Here is an 18,277-nt window from a genome sequence, read left to right on the forward strand (position 1 = left end):
GGCATATCGATGTTTCCCGAGGCCGAGACCATCCCGCGAGCAGGGAGCAGCTCCGGTAAGGGACCGGCTCCGCGTCCGGGCAGTAAGCGTGACGGCGGACGGGGAGTGGATGCCCCCCCTTCCGGCCTCCGTCACAGCCGCTCGAACCGAGGGGGCTACGAGCAAGGGTCGTTGACCGGTTGTCGATCAACCGTCCATCGGCGGCCGGCCTCCTACAAGTCGGTGTTCAGTTCACGGCCTTGGAGGACCATCGTGTTCAGGCGGGCAGTTCGAGTGGTGGTGGGTGTGGCGGCTTTGATGCTCGGCGTCGCGGTCACTCCGGTCCACGGAGGCCCCACCGGGGTGGAGGCGGTCGGTCTGGTGGCTCCCAAGGCCTGTGGTGCCAGTCCTATGGGCTGTTTCTGACGGCCCGCGGCTGCGGCTCCGGTCTTGAGGACATCCGCGAAGCTCCTCCGGCGAGTGGGCTTCGCACAACGGAGGCGGGAGAAGCAGTACCTGAAGCGGCGTGGCGCCCACGCCGGCGTCCTGCTGTTCAGGATGTCGGCTGAGCAGCTGCGCCGCCCCTCATGAGACCGCCGGGAACCCTCCGGTTCCAGCGGCGACCACCGAGCGTACTCACGCGCGGTCACAACAGGAGGACGGCATGGACGGAGCCCGCCCGGGAGACCGTGTCGCGCCGATCGACGAGAGCGAGACCGGCGTCGGCCCCGTGGACGTGCCGAGTCGGCCGGACGAGTCGGGCGACTCGCAGGAGTTCGAGGCGTAGTCGCGCAGTCCTCGTCCCGTCCGCAGAGCCCTCCCGTCGAGGGCCGCCGCCCTCGACGGGAGGGACTCACCGGAGCCCAGGGCCCCTTGGCCCGTACGTCGCCGGGGTCGTCCGGTTTCCTCTCGGGTTCGCGGTTCCGCGTGCGCGGGCCCGGTGCAACCAGCAAGCAGATCCCCCTCCGGCCGTCGCGGCCCTCTGGCAGGGATCCAGCGCCCGCCACGAGAGCCGGGCCGTCCGGTGCGGCTCTGTGCGGCGGCCCCGACCCAGGGGTTGATCGGAGCCGCCGCGTAGAGCACCCGCGATGACGCGGTGCGGGCCGCCGAGAACATCGAGGCCATCCGAGGAGGAGGGGGTGACCTTCGATGTTCCGTTCGGGCCCGTGGGGCTCTTTAAGTAAATATATATACCGCCAAGTAATCAAGAGCATGAAAATTTTCATGTCAAACGATCTTGCGGAGACCACGAGCGGGCCTGGCCGGCCCGGCCGTCCCGGTCGGTTCCAGGAGGTCTCAGCCGGTCTCAGTCGTCCAGGAAGAAATCGTGCTGCTCCGCCGCGTGCTCGTACTTCTCGAGCCGAGTCTGCGTACGTTCCGGGTCCGCGTCCGCCATGGCCTGGAGGATGCCCGCGGACAGCACCCCCGGCGCCGCGTACGAGTCGAAGACGAGCCGCGAGCCCGTGCCCGCGGTGAACACCTCGTCGGCCTCGTCGGCCAGCGGCCCGAGGGCGAGGTCCGTGATCAGCGCGACGCGCAGCCCGACACCGCGGGCGGCACGCACGACGGCGAGGGTCTCCTTGGCGTGGCGGGGCATCGCGAAGGCCAGCGCCCACGTGCCGCCCGCCTCGCGCGCCTGGAGCAGTCCGTCGTAGGCGACGCTGCCGCCCCGCGTGACCACCCGGACATCGGGGTGGATGCGTCGCGCGGCGTACGCGAAGTACTCGGCGAGGGAGACCGAGATGCGCAGGCCCACGACCGTCAGGGGGACGGACCGGGCCAGCTCGCGGCCGATGCCGACGATCCGGTCGGGGTCGGCCAGGGCACGCCGTAGGGACGTCAGGTTCTCGATCTCGGCGTCGATCGCCGACTGGAGCTCGTTGCGGTGCCGCTCCTGCCCCTCGCCGGGCGCACCGGCGACCGCGCTGAGCGCGATGGGCTGGAGCGCCTCCCGGAGCGCGGGGTACCCGCTGAATCCCAGCGAGGAGGCGAACCGGGTCACGGACGGCTGGCTGACTCCCACGCGCTCCGCGAGCTCGGTGATGGACAGAAACGCCGCCTCGGTGAGGTGATCGGTCAGGAACTGGGCGATCCGCCGCTGCGCGGGAGACAGCCGGTGCCCGCCGAACAGCGCCCGCACCCGCTCGGCGGGAGAGGCCGCCACCGCCCCGGCCTCCGCCTCCGTCTCGGACGCACGCCTGCCCGGCGTGATCGCGGCCGCCTGTGCACGCGCCTGCTGCCCGGATGCCACGGTTGTCTCCTTCTCACGTCACTGCCGCCCAAGATAGTTCACCCGCGTCCGGCCCCCCACCAGCCCGAACCGCCGGCACCAGGGGGTTCCCTCTTTTCATCACCGCCGCTGAACCGCATGCCGAACGCCGTTTCCGTCGCGTTCGACGTCGGCTCAGGACACCGGGTCGTGTCCTCCCAACTCCTGTGACGTCACGGAGAGATGAAGGACTTCTCCGATGCCCGTGGCCTCATGGTGTGGCGTTCACGAGTACCCCGCGCTGCTGCTTCCTGTGATCGGAAGGCGCTGAGGGCGAGGCTGGACGGCATCGCCCTTCTCGGTGTGCCTGCCGTGTGACCACGGTTCCGGCCCTGCCCGTCTCTTCCTGGGGCAGTGACGCTCTGAGCGCGCTTGCGGGCACGGTCTCCTCCCTTCGTCCTTGCCAGGAGTGCTTCGTGCCCGTGTCGCTTCCCCCTGCCCTCGATCCGTCCCTCGGCCTGCTGCGCTGCCCGACGTGCCGCACGCGCCGCCTGCATCCCGACCATGGCGCTTTGCGCCGCCCGGCAGGTCACACCTTCGACATCGCCCGCCACGGCTATGCCGGCCTGTTGACGGGCACCCGCGCCACCAGCGGCGACGACGCGGTCATGCCCCAGGCCCGGGGCCGGTTCTTGTCCACCGGCACCTACGCGCCCGTCCGCGAAGTCGGGCCCGTCTGGCCGCCGACGCCGGGTCCGAGCGGACCACGGTCGTGGACGTGGGGTGCGGAACCGGCTCCTACCTGGCCGGCGTACTCGACCGGTTGCCCGGCGCCCGCGGTCCGGGGCCGGCCACCTCGGTGCGCGCTGCGCTCGGCAGCCCGTAGCCACACCCGGGACGGTCACGATCGGCCCGGCCAAGGAACAGCGCCCGCACCGGACGCCGGCCCCCTTCTTCGACGCCGGTGACCACGGGCGGGCTCACGCGCCCGCCGGCCCGCAAGCCCGGGAGGAGCTGACGGGGCTTGTTCCTGCTTCCTGTGGCGAGACCGCGCTCGTCCCGGCGGTCGGGAGCGGGCGTCGGGTCGGTGGTCATCGGGGCAGGGTCTGGGTGACTCGCCACAGACGGCGGGGCAGGTCGCCCTCCTCGAAGGCGTGGACCTCGTCGAGGGCCCAGCCGTCGGCGAGGGAGTCGACGAGGTGACGGGGGAAGAAGTGCACGGCGAAGCCGCCGTGTTCGTAGATGTCGTCGCCGTGGGGGGTTCCGGCGCCGTAGTGGGCGTCACCCGTGTGGCGGACGGTGTAGACGAGGACTCCGCCGGGGCGCAGGACGCGGCGGATCTCGCCCACGAGGGCGTGGATCTCCTGGGACGACAGGGCCATGCACAGGAGCATGTGCGCGAAGACGGCGCCGACGGAGGAGTCCGGCAGGGGCAGCGGCTCGCGCACGTCGTGGACCGTGGTGGTCACCCGTCCGGCGACGCCCTGGTCCCGGGCGGCCCGCCTGAGCTGGTCCAGGCCGGTGGGGCTGAAGTCGGTGGCGTGGACCGTGAAGCCCTCACGGGCGAAGTGGAGCGCGTCGCGGCCGTGTCCGGCACCCAGTTCCAGTACGTCGGTCACTCCGGCTGCGCGGAAGGCCTGCGCGGCGTGAACGGCGGGTGCGGAGGGCTTCGCGCCGTACATGCCCGGGTGGGCGGTGTAGGTGCTCTGCCAGTGCTGCCGCTGCTTTTCGGCCAGATCCTCGGCGTCGTCGCTCATGTCTGCTCGTTTCCTTCGGCGGAACTGTCGGAAAGCCCAGGACTTGCCCGGGCGATCTCGGCCATAGGCTGAGTGCGCCAGGATCAAGCCAAGCAGGTCGTGGGGCAGGGGGACGGGTTGGGTCGGCAGGAGAGGTACCGCAAGGTGATCAGGCCGCTGCTGCGGGCCGGGCTCGAGGTGATACCCGACGCGGTCCCGAGCTCGGCGATACCGCATGTCCTGGGGTACGAACGAGAGCGGGTTTTCGGTTTCCACCTGGTCGAGTACGACGATCCGCGATGCGTGGAGCGGCTCAACGAGGCCTGGTACGATCTCGCCACGTCCTCCGGCCTGATCGACGGGAACCGCGAGTTCCTCCTCATGCTGCCCAGGGGGACCTGGACCGCCGCGGAAGACCGCCGACGACGCACGATGCGCGTCTGGCACCGGGTCCGCCTGCTGGAACGGTGGGACCTCATGGGGGCCGGCGCGGCGACGTTCCTCGGCATCCGGCCTGGCCGCCCCGGTTTCGCCATGCTGGCCCTGGACAACAGCGTCTGGCTCCTGGCCGACACGTACGAAAGGGGTGCGGCCGTGTACGCGGTACGCGATCCCGCCGGCTCTCCAGGGGTCCTGCGCGAGTTGAAGTGGGAGTTGGAGTGGCTCGCCAGGAAGGACGAAGACCGGGAGTTCCGACGTGAAGTCAGCGTTTGGCTCGAGAGCAGGCAACAGCGCTGGGCACTGTCCGGCGGATCATGAGGTCCATAGGATCTGACCATGATTAACGTGCAGGTCCGTGGCGAGAGCGGCACGGTCGAAGCTCGCGCCAAGCATGGTCTGGTGTGGGGGCCGCAGCTGGCCGCTCTCGACCAGTCGGAGTTTCCGATGCTGGGGCATCTGCTGCCGTATGCGGACACTGTTTTCAACAGCCGTCAGGTGGTCACCCTGCTGGCGGAAGTACCGCGCCTGCCTCCAGGCGTAGTCACCGAGGCGCTCGCGCGTGAGCTTCTGGACTTGGGCCGGACAGTTCTCGACGGACAGCACCTCTACCTGTGGTTCCTCGGGGACTGAGACAGTGGGTCTGCTCAGCCCCGGAGCCAGAGCCGGATCGCGGCGGTGGTGACGGCGCCGTGGAAGACGTAGGCGCGTTTGCCGTAGCGAGTGGCGACGGCCCGGTGATTCTTGAGCCGGTTGATCGTCCGCTCGACTTCGTTGCGGCGCTTGTGGAGCTCTGAGTTGAAGCCGGTGGGCCGGCCGCCGTCACTGCCGCGGTGTTTGCGGTTGGCCCGCTGGTCCTTCGGCTCGGGGATGGTGTGCTTGATCTGGTGTCTGCGCAGGTAGCGGCGGTTGCGGCGTGAGCTGTATGCCTTGTCGCCGCCGAGGTGGCCGGGCCGGGTGCGCCGCTCGAACCGAGGCATAGCCGTGGACTGTGCGCTGTCTCAGTCGCGGGGCTCGGCGGTCCATGTGACACGCGGCGGCACGACCCGAGCGCACAGGGGTTCGCCGCACGCGTCCGTCAGGCCCAGGCGTCCGACGAGAAGACCGCCGCTGACGGCGGCTTCCAGTGCGGGGGCGGGGACGGCGTCGGGCATCGGCCTGGCCCGTCGAAACACGGAGAAGGAGCCCTCCTGGCCGACCGCGCCCCACGACGGATAGATGAATCGGTTGCCGGGACGTCCCTGGATGTAGGGGCCTTTCACGTCCGTACCGGCCGGGCTGTCCATGGTCGGCCGGCGCCTTGGGGCAGCAGCGTCTCGGCGGCCACCGCCGCGACCGCCTCGGCGACCGCGGACAGGGCGGGCGAGTCCAGCTTCCACTGCTGCCAGTAGAGCGGGACGTCCATGGGCCGGCCCGGGGCAAGCTCCACCAGTCGGCCGGTCCGCAGGAGCGGCGCGGCCTGCGGTTCGGGTACCAGGCCCCAGCCGAGGCCGGCGGCCACCGCGTCCCGGAACCCGTCCGAGGCCGGCACCATGTGCCGGATCTTCCCGGCCCCCGACCGTCCCCGGGTCAGCGCCCGGACGAAGGTGTCCTGCAGTTCGTCACGCCGGTCGAACACCACGGTGGGCGCCTCGCACAGGTCCTCGGCCAGGGTGCCGGTCAGGTGCCGGGCCGCGAATTCCGGGGTGGCCGCGGCCAGGTAGCGGGCCAGTCCCAGGAGGCGTACGGTGCAGCCGGCCACCGGGTCGGGCGAGGAGGTGACGGCCGCCATCACCTGCCCCTCGCGCAGCAGGGCGGTGGTGTGGGACTCGTCCTCCCGGTAGAGCTCGAAGCAGACCGGGGGGTCCTGCGGCACCCGGGTGAGCGCGGGCAGGAACCAGGTGGCGAGGGAGTCCGCGTTGACCGCCACCGGGATCCGGGCGGGGCCCTGCTCCGCCTCCAGCCCCAGTTCGGCGCGGGCGTCCCGCTCCAGCCGGGCCAGCTGCCGGGCGAACCTGATCACCACCTCGCCGGACTCGGTGGCCCGCACCGGTTTGGTGCGCAGCAGCAGGACCCGTCCGGTGCGCTGCTCCAGGGCCTTGACACGCTGGCTGACGGCGGAGGGAGTCACGTGCAGGGCGGCGGCCGCGGCGTCGAAGGTGCCTTCGTCGACCACCGCCAGCAGGGTTCTGACCTGGTCCAGGGGAAGCTCGTCCATAAGTAATGCTAAGGGTACGTAAGAATCCTTAGCTGTACTCATCCTTCGGCGGTTCGTACGGTCGAGGTCATGAACAGCACCATCGCCGCCGCCGTACTCGCCGGGTTCGGTACGGGCCTCTCCCTCATCGTGGCCATCGGGGCCCAGAACGCCTTCGTCCTGCGCCAGGGCGTCCGTCGCCATGCCGTCCTCGCGGTGGTGGCCATCTGCGCCGTCTCTGACGCGGTGCTGATCGCGCTCGGAGTCGCCGGGGTGGGCGCGGTGGTCACGGCCTGGCCGGCGATGCTGACCGCGGTCGGTCTCGCGGGCGGGGCGTTCCTGCTCTGCTACGGGTTCCTGGCCGCCCGGAGGGTGCTGCGGCCGGACCCGGCGGCCGCGCTCACCGGCGGCGGTCCGGACGCGGGTTCCGCCCGACGGGCGGTCCTGACCTGCCTGGCCATGACGTGGCTGAACCCGCACGTGTACCTGGACACCGTTCTCCTGCTGGGCTCGCTCGCCTCCGACCGCGGCGACCTGCGCTGGGCCTTCGGCGCGGGCGCGGCCCTGGCCAGCCTGGGCTGGTTCTTCGCCCTGGGCTTCGGTGCCCGCCTGCTGTCGGGCGTGCTCTCCCGTCCAAGGGCCTGGCGGGTACTGGACGGCCTGGTCGCGGTGACCATGCTGGCGATGGGCGCGATGCTGGTCGCCGGGGCGTAGACCGCCTCTGCCGGACCACTGTCCGCGGCCCAGTACTCCGGCCCGGTCGCCGCACCGAGCTCGGCGAACACGGCGTCGGCGGCGATCAGAGGCGCGCCGTACCCGCGTGCGAGGTCGCGCACGGCCTGGATCTTCGGGTCCAGGTCGGTGCGCCACTGCTTCCGCTCGTCGGTGAACATGACGGTGCTTCCCGGTCGGAGGGTGATCGTCGTATGCGCTCCTCGGAGTCGCCGGGGAAGTGGACTCCCTCACGGTGTCAGGCCCCACCGACACCGCGCCGACGGTTCCGAACGGCTGCCGACGGGCGTGCCGACAGTTCCGCGCCACGCCCGTCGACGGGCGCCCGCAGTCCGCGCGGCTCGGCCGCCCGAGGCGGCCGAGCAAGGGTGAAGCCCCCTGGATTCAGGGGGCTTCGGTGCGCTGCCGCGTGGTACCGGATCACATCCTGAGCAGTCGTTCCGTCACCTCGCGGTAGGTCCGCAGGGTGAGTCGGAGCTGCTCGGTGTCGGGACCCGGCCCGTTCGGATCGCCGTTCTCCTGCCAGCCCGCCCGCAACGCGGCCCGGCGGTCCCGCAGGGAGGCGATGAGCTGCTGCTCCACCTCGGTGAGGACCTCGGCCGCCTCGGCGACCGAGGCGCGCGGTGTGTCGACGAACGTTGCGAGCGCGTGGTGCAGGCGCTGCCCGAGACGGTCCCGCTCGGCATCGTCCAGCAACCGTCCGGCCACGCCCCCTCCGTCGACGACCGCGGGCTCGCGGCCGCTGCCGGAGACAGAGCTGCCGCTCGCGCGGACTTCGCGCCCACGGTCGTCGCCGTGCCCCGGCCCTCGGCCGTCGTTCGGCCTGTCCGTCGTGTCCCGTCCGCGCGGCGCGGCGGGGGGCACGGCGGGAGCCTTCGTGCGGCTCCCACCGCTCCGGCCCGTGGCGCTGGGGTCGTCGGGCGGGACGGCGGGCAGCGGCGCCTGCGGCGCCGCCCGGGGCGGGTCGAGCGGTGGCGGTGGCGGTGGGGCCGCGCCCGACGGCGGCGCGGGGGGTGGCGCCGTGGGGGACGGTCCTGTGGGACGGCCGGCTCGCTGGGCGGGCACGGACGCTGGCACGCCGCTGTTGGCGGCAGGCGCCCGGCCGTCGGCAGTGCCCGGCGCGCCCGAGGGCGTCGGGGGTGCGGGCCGGGGCCGCGCGGCTCGGTCGTTCCCGCCGGTCGTCTCGTCGTTCCGCTTCTCGGGTGCCATCACGCTCCACTTCCCTTCGGGTCGAGCAGGTGCCTGCGGTGTCGTCCCGAGCGGGGACGGACGGCGCCGGTGCCGTTCGACCTACCGGTCGCCATCAGGTCCTCGAACAGCGCACGCGCGTGGACCAGTGCCTCCCTCAACTCCTCCGTCGAAGCCGATGGAGAGCGCATCGCACGGCGTATCGCGCGCATGCCCTCCACGTGGCGCGGATGGTGCACCGACAGGGCGGCGAGCTGCTCCTCGCGCCGGCCCGCGTCCGGGAAGCCCTCGGTCTCCGCGGCCCGTGTGAGGAGTTCGTCCGCGTCGACGAGCGACTGCCGCGGTGCGTCGACGAAGCGCTCCTGGAGCGTGGTCCACTGAGCGGTGTAGTGCTCGCGGACCGCCGGCTCCAGTGGCAGGGGGCGGATGCCGCCGTATCCGTCGAGGCGCTCGCGCAGGTCTCGGTGCGCGGACTCGCTGTCGCCGTGGTGCCGTTCGAGCGTGCGGTCGTACTCGGGGCCGAAGCGTCGCTTGAGCGATCTCGCTCCCCTGTCCGTACCCGTGAGGGCCCGGACCAGGAAACCGGCCGCCAAGAGGACGGCGACCGTGGCGGCGAGGAAGAGAACTGCGTTCTGGGTCGACATGGCTGCCTTCCTGGACGGTGAGGACTCCTGGTTGGCTGTTCGTCACTGTGTGCCGGGCGCCCGTGGGTTCGCCCCGCCGTTTTTCCGGCGGTCGAACCGGCATCGGGGGCGGGCGGCGAGCGGGCGGGTTTCCCGGGCCTCGCGTCGGCCACCGCCGGACCCCGGCTACGCCGCTGCCGCGTCGGCTCCCCCGGACCGCTGGCGCTCGCTCACCGTCAGGCCGCCCCAGACCCCGTACGGCTCGGCCACGCTGACGGCGTGTTGCAGGCACCGGGCCTGCACGGGGCATCGGTCGCACACCGCCTTGGCGGCCTCCTCCCGCACCACCCGGTCCTGGCCGCGCTCGCCCTCGGGATGGAAGAACACCTCGGTACCCAGACCGCGGCACGCGGCCGCCCTCTGCCAGGCCCACTGATGCTCCGCCCGTCCGGGCAGATGGGACACCTTCGACATGTCAGGCCTCTCCTTCACTCCGGTCGGCCGTACGTCTCCTCTCATTCGTCTGGCCGCTGAATCCCGTACGAAACGCCCCGATTCACATGCGGAAGAGCCCGGCACGTCAGCGTGAGGAAGGAACGCCGGGCACGTGCGTCCGAGGGGGCGAGGGAGGCGTCCGCCGACAGGGGCGCGCTCCCGGTCGTCGGTGACGGGCTGCTCGGGCTCAGGCCGGCGGGGGCACTCGCTCGGACTCCGGTGGCGGGCCGGGCGGGGTGCCGTCGCCGAACGGCCGTCCGCCGAGGTCCTCGCGGGCGTGCGGAGTGAGCCAGCCGCGGGGGTCCGGGCCCCGGGGAACGATGCCGGTCGGGTTGATGGCGTGGTGGACCACGTAGTAGTGCGCTTTGATCTGCGCGAAGTCGATCGTGTCGCCGAAACCGGGCGTCTGGAAGAGGTCTCGGGCGTAGGCCCAGAGAGCGGGCAGCTCGGTCAGCTTCTGCCGGTTGCACTTGAAGTGGCCGTGGTAGACGGCGTCGAACCGTGCCAGCGTCGTGAAGAGCCTGACGTCGGCCTCGGTGATGGTGTCGCCCACCAGGTAGCGTCGGCGGCCGAGCCGGTCCTCGAGCCAGTCGAGCCGCTCCCACAATCGCCGGTACGCCTTGTCGTACGCCTCCTGCGTACTGGCGAAGCCGCACTTGTAGACGCCGTCGTTCACGTCCTGGAAGACCTTCTCGGCCACGTCGTCGATCTCGTCGCGCAGGCGCTCGGGATAGAGGTCGGGCGCGCCGTCCCGTTGGTGCGCCGCCCACTCCTGGCCGAGGTCGAGCGTGATCCGGGCGAAGTCGTTGGTCACCACCTGGCCGGTGGGGACGTCGACGAGGGCGGGCACGGTGATGCCGCGCGAGTAGCCGGGGTCACGCCGGAAGAACGCCTCCTGCAGCAGCTCGATCCCCAGTACCGGGTCCTTGCCGCCGGGGTCCAGGTGGAAGGACCAGCTCCGATCATCGTGGATCGGCCCCGCGATGCCCAGGGAGAGCACGCCTTCGAGCCCCATCAGCCGCCGGACGATCGCCGCTCGGTTCGCCCACGGGCAGGCCCGGGCGATCACCAGTCGGTAGCGCCCGGGCTCCACGGGCCAGCCGTCACGGCCGTCGGCCGTGATCCGTGTCGCAAGGTACTTCTGGTCCCGATGGAATTCCCCGTCACCAGCCATACTCCGAGCCTAACGGCGCCTGCGGCGCCACGGGGAACGTGCGTGGGGCGCCGGGGCCGTGTCGAGCATGTCCGGGCGGGTCCGTGTCGACGACGGCATGGGGCGGGCCGACGACCACAGGACGCCGACCGAGTAGGGCGACCAGCAGCCCTGGCCGAATTCAAAGCTGTGGCGGACATGTCGTGATGCCCGCTGTCACACGACGCCGGTCAGCGGGGCGGGAAGGACGCCAGAGCAAGATCCCACTGCTCAGCGGCGTGGAGCAGAGCACCCGTATCCGCCCGTACCTCCACGGCGTACTGGTAAACGTCCGGGCTCTCAGCACCCTGCTGCCATGGGGGTGCAGCCTCCAAGGACAGGTGCACGCGAATCATCGCCACGCCTTCGTTCCGATCCGCGAGGCTGAAGGCCAGGACCGGTTCGACGAACCAGGTGTCCGGAGACAACTCGCCTTCGGCGTCCCGACCGGTCGCGGGCACCGTCTCAGCGGCCACCCCGCGCAGCCAGGCGGTCACCTCACGGGCCTCGTGGGTCAGCAGACACGGGTCGGCGAACGACCAACTGCCTTCGGGAGTCGTCACCTTTCCACCGATGACCAGCCAGTTGTCGTCGTACGAGTCCCCCCGGGCGGCGGGGAACTGGTAGCGCAGGGGCCAAAGCTCGACGCTGCTCGCGTGATCACTCAGAAGCACGACCGCAGGATGTCATATCCAGCCCGATAACCCCAGGTCAGGAGACTGCCCTTGGCATGGAGGCCCGGCCGTATGGCCCTCCCTTGAGCGGTGCGGGCCGCGCGGCGGGTCCTCCGGAAGCGGGGGGTCGTCACACCGTGTTGAAGAGGATCTTGTGCTTGCCGGAGAAGAGGGGGTCGGCCCGTGTGAGCTTGGCGTGGACGCTCGCGCCCAGGACGAGGTCGGTGCCGGACGTGATCCTGCCCATCACCGCGGGGTCCGCCAGGTGCACCGTGCCCTCCTTCGGTTTGCCGTCCTCCGCGTCGGTGTTGATGACCGTGCCGTCGAAAACCTCGTTCAGCCGGTCCTTGAGCACCGCGGCCTCCACCAGGTCCACCGCACGGCGGTCCGCCGCTTTCCCCTTCCCCCGTGCCATGTCGCACGGCAGACAGTGCAGGGCGTCGAGCACCCAGTTCGGCGGGGCCTGACCGGCGCACGCGGCCACGCACAGCTCGCCGGCGTACCGGTCGATCAGGCGCCGCAGCGGGGCCGTGCAGGAGGTGTACGGGGCCGCGATCGCCGCGTGGAGCGTGTACTTCGGGATGTGGTGGTCGCGGAAGGTGGTGTACTCCGCCTTCAGCAACATGGCGGTGGCCTCGCTGAGGAAGGCCATGTGCTTGCGGTCTGCCGGATCGAGGGAGTTGGCCAGCGCGGCGTACGGGACGCCGGGCTTCCAGTCGATGCCCAGGAGCTTCGCGATGTCCTGCACGCGCCGGATCACTTCCTGGTCGTCCTGCTCCTTCTGGGTCCGCAGGATTCCGGTGCCGCTGTCCAGCATGATCCGGGCCGCTGCCATTCCGGTCATGAGGGAGATCTGCTCGTTCCAGCCCTCCACGGGCAGCGCGGCCGCGTAGCCCAGCCGGAACGATCCGTCCTCCAGGGTGACCTCCTGGTCCGGCAGGTTCACCGAGACCCCGCCGCGCGCGGCCTCGAGAGCTTCTCGCAGCTTGCCGATCTCGCGCAGCAGGGCGACGGGCTCCTCGGCCGTGCCCGCCTCGATGTCCTGTTGGACTCGCCGATAGTCGAGCTTGGCCTGGCTGCGGACCCTGGCCCGGCTCACGGTCGAGTCGGTCACGTTGCCGTCGGCGTCGAGGTCGTGCTGCCACAGCAGGGCGGGGACGATCTGGTTCGGAAGCAGACTGGCCGGCCCCTCGGAGAGAGAGGGCGGGTGCAGGGGCACCTTGAGGTCGGGGAAGTACAGCGTCTCGATCCGGTCGTGGGCCTCGGCGTCCAGCGGACCGCCGGGCTTGACGAAGGCCGCCACGTCGGCGATGGCGTAGTGCACGCGGTACTTGCCGCCGGGGCGCCGTTCCAGGTGCATGGCCTGGTCGAGGTCCTTGGAGGTCGGCGGGTCGATCGTGAACAACGGCAGGTGGGTGGCGTCCTTGTCGGGCAGCCGGAGCGCGGCTTTGGCGTCCTCCGCCGCTTCGAGCACGTGCGCGGGGAATTCCGCAGTGGCCTTCAGCTCCGCCCGAAGCCGCTGCAGTGCTTGGAGCAGGGCGTCCTGGGCCTCCGGGGACATGTGCGTCTGGCGGCGTCGCATGTCCCGAGCGTAGGGCGGCGGTCACGGAGCGGCGCAGCGAGCGGGTCCGGGCAGGGGAAGGAGCGGCCGTTCGAGGGAGCTCTCCTCCGCGGGTACGGGCAGCAGGGCCCTCGGGGCGGCCTGCCTCCGGGCGGTGACGTCCGGGACGGCCAGCGGTCGTGATCCTTCCACCGCCGTCCGTCCAGCGGGACGACAGGCCTGAAGAGGGTGCCGCGTGTGACGAGGGTGCCGCGTATGTGGGCGCTGCGCGGCGGGTCGCCCTGCCCAGCGGCGCGACAGGAATAGGAGCGCCGGGGGCGTCGTCGTCTTGCGATACTCGTCCGATGATCAAACTGCCGACCGCCGTCCTGGATTCGCTGTCCGGTCTCGCCTTCGGCGACGCCTTCGGCGACTGCTGGTTCGGCATCCTGCGTCGTGAGGGCACCGCGGCCCTGGAAGCGCGGACCCCTCCCCCAGGGCCGGTGTGGCGGTGGAGCGACGACACCGCCCAGGCGCTCGTCCTCGTCCGGGAACTCGTCCAGGGCGGTGGCGAGGTCGACCAGGACCGTCTCGCCCTGCGACTCGCCGAGGCCTACGCCGACGACACGCACCGCGGCTACGGGGCCTCCATGCACGACGTGCTCCGCCGGATCGGTGCGGGTGAGTCCTGGCGGGAGGTGGTCGCCGGGCAGTTCGGCGGCCAGGGATCCTGGGGCAACGGCGCCGCCATGCGCGTCGCTCCGCTCGGAGCCTGGCGCTCCGCCGACCTCGACGCCGTCGCCGAGCAGGCCGCCCGCCAGAGCGCCGTATCGCATCACCATCCGGAAGCGGTCGCCGGGGCGGTGGCCGTGGCCCTCGCCGCGGCGCTGGCGACCCGTAGCCGCGGCGGGCCCGCTCCGGCGCGGCCGGACTTCCTCCACGCCGTCGCCGCGCGTCTCCCCGACAGCGACGTCCGGTCAGGACTGCGGATCGCGGCCCGGATGCCGGCGCGCACCTCGGTCCAGCACGCCGCGAAGGTCCTGGGCTCCGGCTACCGGATGTCCGGCCCCGACACCGTCCCCTACGCCCTGTGGTGCGCGGCAGGGCATCTCGACGACCTGCACGAAGGCCTGTGGACCACCGTCGCCGGGCGCGGCGACATCGACACCACCTGCGCCGTCGTGGGCGGAGTCATCGCCGCTCGCACAGGCACCACCGCGCTCCCGCCCCTCTGGCACACCACTCGCGAACCCCTGCCCTCGCTCATGTCGCAGTAGAGACGCGTGAAGGGCCGGGGGTCCGTTCGAACGGACGGCGGGGCTCGGAACGACGGCAACCGCGGCTCCCCCACGCGGAGGGGACGCCTGGTGGCCGGGGTCAGGTGGCGGGGCGGGAGACGAAGACCCGTTCCAGCAGGGTGTGCAGGGCGTCCCTGTCCTCGTCGTCGAGGCTCTCCAGGCCTTCCCGCGTGGTATGCATCTTCGCGCGGATCGCGTCGGTGACGCGTTCGCCCTCGGCCGTGAGGATGACGTTCTTGACGCGCCGGTCGGCTGCGTCGGCCTCGCGGCGCACCAGGCCGCGCTGCTCCAGCCGGTCGATGATCCCGGTCATGTTGGAGGCGTCGCAGGCCATGGTCTCGGCCAGGGCGCGCATCGCGGCGGGGCCCCTGCGCAGCACGGTCAGGGCCTTGCCCTGGCTCGCCGTGAGGTTCTCACTCGCCGCCGCGACGGTGAAATCGCCGTAGTAGACGCCGAGCGACACGGAGAGCAGCTCCATGAGCCGGGCCGTGTCGACGCGGGGGCCTTGTGTCATGGGGGTCACTCTATCCGGAGATGCTTGACCATCTCAAGCATTTGCCCCTACCGTCTCCTCATTGCATGAGGTTCTCAAGCATCAAGGTTGTCAAGTAGTAGCCATGAGGAGCGTCCCCGTGACCGTCACCGCTTCCCCCGCCTCCCGCGCGGCCGAGATCCTGTCCCGGCCCGTCACCCTGAACGGCCTGACCGTCCCGAACCGCATCGCGATGGCGCCCATGACGCGCATGTTCTCCCCCGGCGGAGTCCCCGGCGAGGACGTGCGGTCGTACTACGCCCGCCGCGCCGCCGCCGGCGTGGGCCTGATCGTCACCGAGGGGACCTACGTCGGCCACGAGTCGGCCGGGCAGAGCGACCGCGTACCGCGGTTCCACGGCGAGGAGCAGCTGGCGGGATGGGCGAAGGTCGCAGAGGCCGTGCACACGGCGGGCGGCACGATCGTGCCGCAGCTGTGGCACATCGGCATGGTGCGCAAGCAGGGCCAGGCGCCCTACGCCGACGCCCCGGCCATGGGCCCCTCCGGCATCCGCCCCGACGGCACGGAGGGCACCGGCAAGGCGATGACCCAGAAGGACCTGGACGACGTCATCGGCGCCTTCGCCGAGGCCGCCGCGGCCGCCGAGCGCATCGGCTTCGACGGCGTCGAGCTGCACGGTGCCCACGGCTACCTCCTCGACCAGTTCCTGTGGGCGGGGACGAACCGCCGTACCGACGCCTACGGCGGCGACCCCGTGGCCCGTACGAAGTTCGCGGCCGAGATCGTGGCCGCGGTCCGCGAGGCCGTCTCGCCCGACTTCCCGGTGATCTTCCGCTTCTCGCAGTGGAAGCAGGACGCCTACGACGCGCGGCTCGCCGAGACCCCGGAGGAGCTGAAGGCGATCCTGGCCCCGCTCACCGCGGCCGGCGTCGACGTGTTCCACGCCTCCACCCGCCGCCACTGGGTCCCCGAGTTCGAAGGCTCGGACCTGAACCTGGCGGGCTGGACCAAGAAGCTCACCGGCAGGCCCACCATCACCGTCGGCTCGGTCGGCCTCGACGGCGACTTCATCCACGCCTTCGCGGGCGAGGGCGCCCCGGTGCAGGGCATCGACGACCTCCTCGACCGACTGGAGCGCGACGAGTTCGACATGGTCGCCGTCGGCCGCGCGCTGCTCCAGGACCCGGAGTGGGCGGCGAAGGTCCTGGCGGGGCGGACCGACGAGCTGAAGCCGTACGACGCGGCTGCGGTCAAGACGCTGAGCTAGCCCCGAACTCCCGTGACGGTTCTCCGACTTCGTCGATGAAGTCGATGAAGTCGATGAAGTCGGCGAACCGTTTCGCGTTCCGGCTGGGCGACGGCCGGTTCGCCGGCGCGTCGCCGCCGGGCCGGAAGTACCGGAGCAACCGCACCGTCTGACAGGCTTCGGTCATGAACATGCATAGTGTGTTGCTCTACGGGTGCGCTGCGGCTGTCATCGTGTCGGGCAGCCAACTCCTGGCGGCGCTCGCCGTGGAGGACGGCGACGAGGTCGCTCCTCCGCCGGCCCTGCTGCGGTCGTGGCGGCGACCGGTCCCGAGAGCCGCCGCGGCACTGGTGGGCGTCATGGTGGTGCTCGGCGTGGCCCAGACAGTCGCCCCCGCCATGATCGACGCGCTGGAGCGCCACCCCGATGGCGCGTGGTGGCGAGCCGTGACCGCCTTGACGGTGCAGTCCTCGGGATGGTTCCAACTCCTCTTCAACCTCGCCTCGCTGGCCGTCGTCGCCCCGGTCGCCGAGCGGCACTTCGGCGCCTGGCGGACGGTGCTGATCTTCGTCACGAGCGGCGTGACGGCGCAGGCGGTGAGCATGGCCGGCTGGAGCCCCCAAGGAGGGGGCGACTCGGTGGCGATCTGCGGTCTCGTGGGCGCACTCGGCACCTGGTACGCGGCGCGCGGCAGCGTCGTCGCCCTGCGGCGGACGGCTCTCCTCATCCCCCTCGCAGGCCTCGTCCTGTGCCTGCTCACCAACAACCACGGCGTGGGACTCCTCGTCGGCTGCGCACTCGGAGCCGGGCCGGCGATTCCCGCTCGCCGGCACCTGACGGCCTGACACAAATCGGCTCGACCGCACGAGGCCGACCGGGCGCTGCTACGCCGCGGGTCCGGTGGCGCCGCTACGCCGCGGGTCCGATGGCACTGTCACGCCGCGGTTCCACCGGCGAAGAACTCCACCATCCGTTCCAGCCCCTGCGGGCCGAACATCGTGTCGAGGCTCTGGGCGGAGTCGGCGGCAGAGGCCCGGCTGCGGGGGAAGAGCGCTTCCTCGTAGGCGGCCAGGGCACCCTCGCGGTCACCGGGGCGGGCGGCGATCGCCAAGGCGAGTTCGGCCCCGTCGAGCATGGCGAGGTTCGCGCCTTCGCCGGCGAAGGGCGACATGACGTGGGCGGCGTCGCCGAGCAGCGTCACGCCCGGCACACGGTCCCAGCGATGGCCCACCGGCAGGGCGTGGATGCGGCGCGGAGTCATGGTGTCGGCGTCCGCGATCAACCCCCGCAAGGTCTCGTCCCACCCCTCGAAGCGGGCCAGTACCACCCTCTTGGCCTCTTCCGGATCGGTGAAGTCGACCGTGTCCAGCCAGCCCTCGCCCGCCTTGAGAGCGGCGTAGACGTGGAGGCTGCCGTCGGTCTCCCTGTGGGCGAGGAAGCCTCGTTCGTCGCCCAGGCAGAGGAAGAACCCGCCGCCGATGACGGCCGCGCTGCGCGGGTGACGGCTCTCGGCCTCCAGCAGGTCCGCCTCCACGAAGGAGATCCCGGTGTAGGAGGGCACGGCGTCGGAGACCAGGGGGCGCACGCGGGACCAGGCTCCGTCGGCGCCGATCAGCAGGTCGGTGGTGACGGCCGTTCCGTCGGCGAAGACCACCTCGTGGCGTCCGCCGTCCAGCGCGCGGGCGGCAATGACCTTCTCGCCCCAGCGGATCGTGCCGTCCGACAGCGAACCGAGGAGCAGGTCGCGCAGGTCGCCTCGGTCGACCTCGGGTCGGCCGCCGGTACCGTCGTCCTCTTCCGAGACGTGGACGGTGCCGTCGGGCCCGAGCAGGCGCAGGGCCTGACCTCCCTCGTGGATGATCCCGAGGAAGTCGTCGTGGAGGTCTGCGGCGCGCAGGGCCCACTGGCCGCTCTCCTCATGGATGTCGAGCATGCCGCCCTGGGTACGGGCCTCCGGCGAGGCTTCCCGTTCGAAGACGGTCGCCTCGATGCCGTTGACGTGGAGTACGCGGGCGGCGGTGAGGCCGCCGAGACCTCCGCCGACGATCGCGACGGGGTGATGAGCGCTCATGGGTGCTCCCTGGGGTGGGGTACGTGAAGCGGGGGGGTACGGGAAGCCGCGCCCGTCACCGCCGGCCTGCTTTTCCACCGTAACGAACATGTTCGTAGCGAACAAGTTCGTCCATAAGTGTGATGCGCCTCCGTCCCGCACGACATCCGCGCGGGACGCGGCACGGGTGCGGTCCGCGGAGCGGGAA

General features: G+C 71.6%; 19 protein-coding genes and 2 pseudogenes. 8 read left to right on the top strand and 13 right to left on the bottom strand.

Annotated elements, in window-relative coordinates; all coding sequences use genetic code 11:
- Positions 1 to 643 precede the first annotated feature (643 nt).
- Positions 644 to 766, top strand: coding sequence for a hypothetical protein (locus ACIGW4_RS29400; protein ID WP_399583888.1), 123 nt, complete (start codon positions 644 to 646; stop codon positions 764 to 766).
- A gap of 519 nt (positions 767 to 1,285) precedes the next feature.
- Here ACIGW4_RS29400 and ACIGW4_RS29405 read toward each other — a convergent pair.
- Complete coding sequence (locus tag ACIGW4_RS29405; protein ID WP_123457843.1) at positions 1,286 to 2,230, bottom strand: MurR/RpiR family transcriptional regulator; 945 nt, start codon at positions 2,228 to 2,230, stop codon at positions 1,286 to 1,288.
- A gap of 434 nt (positions 2,231 to 2,664) precedes the next feature.
- Between ACIGW4_RS29405 and ACIGW4_RS29410 the strand changes: the two are divergent.
- Positions 2,665 to 3,084, top strand: a pseudogene (locus tag ACIGW4_RS29410) (putative RNA methyltransferase); the annotation flags it as partial.
- 195 nt (positions 3,085 to 3,279) lie between these two features.
- On the opposite strand, the gene ACIGW4_RS29415 reads toward ACIGW4_RS29410, so the two are convergent.
- Positions 3,280 to 3,945 carry a class I SAM-dependent methyltransferase gene (locus ACIGW4_RS29415; RefSeq protein ID WP_399583891.1) on the bottom strand — a complete coding sequence of 222 codons (666 nt, stop codon included), beginning with the start codon at positions 3,943 to 3,945 and terminating at the stop codon, positions 3,280 to 3,282.
- A 144-nt stretch (positions 3,946 to 4,089) separates the two neighbouring features.
- Between ACIGW4_RS29415 and ACIGW4_RS29420 the strand changes: the two genes are divergently transcribed.
- Both ACIGW4_RS29420 and ACIGW4_RS29425 read left to right on the top strand, forming a co-directional pair.
- Positions 4,090 to 4,683, top strand: a complete 594-nt coding sequence (locus tag ACIGW4_RS29420) for a hypothetical protein (RefSeq protein WP_399583894.1) — start codon at positions 4,090 to 4,092, stop codon at positions 4,681 to 4,683.
- Positions 4,684 to 4,701: 18 nt separating this feature from the next.
- Positions 4,702 to 4,995: a hypothetical protein gene (locus tag ACIGW4_RS29425; RefSeq protein WP_359587315.1), complete on the top strand. Its 294-nt coding sequence runs from the start codon at positions 4,702 to 4,704 to the stop codon at positions 4,993 to 4,995.
- A 14-nt stretch (positions 4,996 to 5,009) separates the two neighbouring features.
- On the opposite strand, the pseudogene ACIGW4_RS29430 reads toward ACIGW4_RS29425, so the two are convergent.
- From ACIGW4_RS29430 to ACIGW4_RS29440, 3 genes and pseudogenes are all read right to left on the bottom strand, one after another.
- Positions 5,010 to 5,324: pseudogene (locus ACIGW4_RS29430) on the bottom strand (transposase); the annotation flags it as partial.
- A gap of 39 nt (positions 5,325 to 5,363) precedes the next feature.
- The gene (locus tag ACIGW4_RS29435; protein ID WP_399583896.1) at positions 5,364 to 5,648 is read right to left on the bottom strand and encodes a DUF5990 family protein; all 285 of its coding nucleotides are present in this window, start codon (positions 5,646 to 5,648) and stop codon (positions 5,364 to 5,366) included.
- Entirely contained in the window at positions 5,621 to 6,559 is a 939-nt protein-coding gene (locus tag ACIGW4_RS29440) for a LysR family transcriptional regulator ArgP (RefSeq protein WP_359587313.1), read from the bottom strand. The genes ACIGW4_RS29435 and ACIGW4_RS29440 overlap by 28 nt, the downstream gene beginning before the upstream one ends.
- Positions 6,560 to 6,628: 69 nt before the next feature.
- On the opposite strand from ACIGW4_RS29440, the gene ACIGW4_RS29445 reads away from it, so the two are divergent.
- On the top strand, positions 6,629 to 7,252 hold the full coding sequence (locus ACIGW4_RS29445; RefSeq protein WP_123457847.1) for a LysE/ArgO family amino acid transporter: 624 nt from the start codon (positions 6,629 to 6,631) through the stop codon (positions 7,250 to 7,252).
- A 438-nt stretch (positions 7,253 to 7,690) separates the two neighbouring features.
- On the opposite strand, the gene ACIGW4_RS29450 is transcribed toward ACIGW4_RS29445, so the two are convergent.
- The 6 genes from ACIGW4_RS29450 to ACIGW4_RS29475 form a co-directional block, all read right to left on the bottom strand.
- On the bottom strand, positions 7,691 to 7,978 hold the full coding sequence (locus ACIGW4_RS29450) for a hypothetical protein (RefSeq protein WP_398712012.1): 288 nt from the start codon (positions 7,976 to 7,978) through the stop codon (positions 7,691 to 7,693).
- A 500-nt stretch (positions 7,979 to 8,478) separates the two neighbouring features.
- Positions 8,479 to 9,102: a hypothetical protein gene (locus ACIGW4_RS29455; protein WP_398712014.1), complete on the bottom strand. Its 624-nt coding sequence runs from the start codon at positions 9,100 to 9,102 to the stop codon at positions 8,479 to 8,481.
- Between the two features lie 165 nt (positions 9,103 to 9,267).
- Positions 9,268 to 9,555 (bottom strand): WhiB family transcriptional regulator, encoded by a 288-nt coding sequence (locus ACIGW4_RS29460; RefSeq protein ID WP_123457850.1) that lies wholly within the window; start codon positions 9,553 to 9,555, stop codon positions 9,268 to 9,270.
- Positions 9,556 to 9,763: 208 nt separating this feature from the next.
- Positions 9,764 to 10,750 (bottom strand): glutathione S-transferase family protein, encoded by a 987-nt coding sequence (locus ACIGW4_RS29465; RefSeq protein WP_399583902.1) that lies wholly within the window; start codon positions 10,748 to 10,750, stop codon positions 9,764 to 9,766.
- Between the two features lie 209 nt (positions 10,751 to 10,959).
- Positions 10,960 to 11,442, bottom strand: coding sequence for a hypothetical protein (locus tag ACIGW4_RS29470; protein ID WP_399583905.1), 483 nt, complete (start codon positions 11,440 to 11,442; stop codon positions 10,960 to 10,962).
- Positions 11,443 to 11,572: 130 nt separating this feature from the next.
- A complete protein-coding gene (locus tag ACIGW4_RS29475; RefSeq protein ID WP_399583908.1) occupies positions 11,573 to 13,024 on the bottom strand; it encodes an RNB domain-containing ribonuclease in 1,452 nt (483 codons plus the stop codon).
- Positions 13,025 to 13,347: 323 nt separating this feature from the next.
- Between ACIGW4_RS29475 and ACIGW4_RS29480 the strand changes: the two genes are divergently transcribed.
- A complete protein-coding gene (locus ACIGW4_RS29480) occupies positions 13,348 to 14,259 on the top strand; it encodes an ADP-ribosylglycohydrolase family protein (RefSeq protein WP_398712020.1) in 912 nt (303 codons plus the stop codon).
- Positions 14,260 to 14,359: 100 nt separating this feature from the next.
- Here ACIGW4_RS29480 and ACIGW4_RS29485 read toward each other — a convergent pair whose 3' ends face one another.
- Entirely contained in the window at positions 14,360 to 14,794 is a 435-nt protein-coding gene (locus ACIGW4_RS29485) for a MarR family winged helix-turn-helix transcriptional regulator (protein WP_260174734.1), read from the bottom strand.
- A 118-nt stretch (positions 14,795 to 14,912) separates the two neighbouring features.
- Between ACIGW4_RS29485 and ACIGW4_RS29490 the strand changes: the two genes are divergently transcribed.
- Together ACIGW4_RS29490 and ACIGW4_RS29495 are read left to right on the top strand one after the other, a co-directional pair.
- Positions 14,913 to 16,040: an NADH:flavin oxidoreductase gene (locus ACIGW4_RS29490; RefSeq protein WP_399583912.1), complete on the top strand. Its 1,128-nt coding sequence runs from the start codon at positions 14,913 to 14,915 to the stop codon at positions 16,038 to 16,040.
- Positions 16,041 to 16,204: 164 nt separating this feature from the next.
- A complete protein-coding gene (locus tag ACIGW4_RS29495) occupies positions 16,205 to 16,864 on the top strand; it encodes a rhomboid family intramembrane serine protease (protein WP_123457857.1) in 660 nt (219 codons plus the stop codon).
- Between the two features lie 89 nt (positions 16,865 to 16,953).
- On the opposite strand, the gene ACIGW4_RS29500 is transcribed toward ACIGW4_RS29495, so the two are convergent.
- Positions 16,954 to 18,090, bottom strand: a complete 1,137-nt coding sequence (locus ACIGW4_RS29500) for an FAD-dependent oxidoreductase (protein ID WP_399583915.1) — start codon at positions 18,088 to 18,090, stop codon at positions 16,954 to 16,956.
- Positions 18,091 to 18,277: the final 187 nt, after the last annotated feature.

Source organism: Streptomyces sp. NPDC053513 (genome assembly GCF_044544765.1).
GTDB classification, from domain to species: domain Bacteria; phylum Actinomycetota; class Actinomycetes; order Streptomycetales; family Streptomycetaceae; genus Streptomyces; species Streptomyces litmocidini.